Origin of the sequence: Mesorhizobium sp. B3-1-8 (assembly GCF_006439495.1) — a bacterium.
In the GTDB taxonomy this organism is placed as follows: Bacteria; Pseudomonadota; Alphaproteobacteria; order Rhizobiales; family Rhizobiaceae; genus Mesorhizobium.
This window is the reverse complement of record NZ_VFTK01000089.1, coordinates 1-1,153: the sequence shown is the minus strand read 5'-3', so window position 1 is coordinate 1,153 and position 1,153 is coordinate 1. Positions and strand designations below refer to the sequence as shown.

The window sequence follows — 1,153 nt, the reverse complement described above, 5'->3', positions numbered from 1 at the left end:
GGCGGAGCAAGGAGCGCAGACCCTGGAATCCTGTGTGTTGGTTCTGGTGTATGGTTTGAAGTGGGAAGGAGACCGAATGAATCCTGGTCGTCCTTTCGGACAGGCCGTGGCATGGCCCGGTCCCTTCCCACCGGTGAACCATCAACCTGAACAGTTGCACGGGGCTGTTCCAAGCAGACCCCGCACCACAGGAAGAGGCGTGGACATGATAGCCCAGAACTATGTCGGCTGCGACATCTCAAAGCAGTGGCTCGATTTTTTTGATGAGACAAGTGGCCGTCTTCGGCGCATCGACAACCAGGCCGACGCGATCGCGGCGTATGTGGCGGGCCTTGATCCCAGTCGGGACTTCGTCGTCATGGAGGCGACAGGCGTCCATGACCGGCTTCTGCGCCATGCGCTGGCCAAGGCCGGCGTGCCGTTCTCGCGGCACAACCCGGCGCATACCCACCACTATGCCAAGTCGACGAGACGGCGGGCCAAGACCGATCCTCTCGACGCCAGGATGCTGAGCGACTACGGCCGTCGCTATAATCCTGAGGCCGAGCCGGCGCCGCGCGAAGAAGTCGAGCGGCTTCAATCGCTTGCCCGCTACCGCGATCAACTGGTCGAGATGCGGGCAACGGCGAAGAAGCACCTCGCCGAGGCCTTCAATGAGATCGTCATTGCCGATCTGGAAGAAACGATCGCCTACCTCGACACGCGCATCAAGGCGATCGAGAGCCAGATTGCCGACGTCATTCGTCAAGCCGAGGACACCGCCCGCGATTACACGCTCATGGTCTCCGTGCCCGGTGTCTCCAAGGTCGGCGCATTCTCGCTGCTGGCGCTCCTGCCCGAGCTCGGCCAGCGCTCACCCAAGGCGATCGCGGCACTGGTCGGCCTGGCCCCGTTCGACAACAAAAGCGGCAAGCTCAACCGCAGGAGCCAGATCCAGGGCGGGCGATCACGCGTGCGCCGCGCTCTCTACATGGCAGCCCTCACGGCCATTCGAACCTGTGAGCGCTTCAAGACCTTCTACAGCGCACTTGCTGCCCGCTCCGGCTCCAAGAAGCTCGCCATCATCGCCGTCGCAAGGAAGCTCCTGGTCGTCCTCAACGCCATCATGCGCGATAAAACCGCATTCGCGTGAACACAGTTGCCATGCCGTGAC

The 1,153-nt window shown here is 62.4% G+C and carries 1 protein-coding gene; it reads left to right on the top strand.

All coding sequences use genetic code 11. From position 1 onward, the window contains the following. On the top strand, positions 1-1,132 hold a 1,132-nt coding region (locus FJ424_RS33355; RefSeq protein ID WP_210239454.1), incomplete at its 5' end, for a transposase. Positions 1,133-1,153 lie beyond the last annotated feature (21 nt).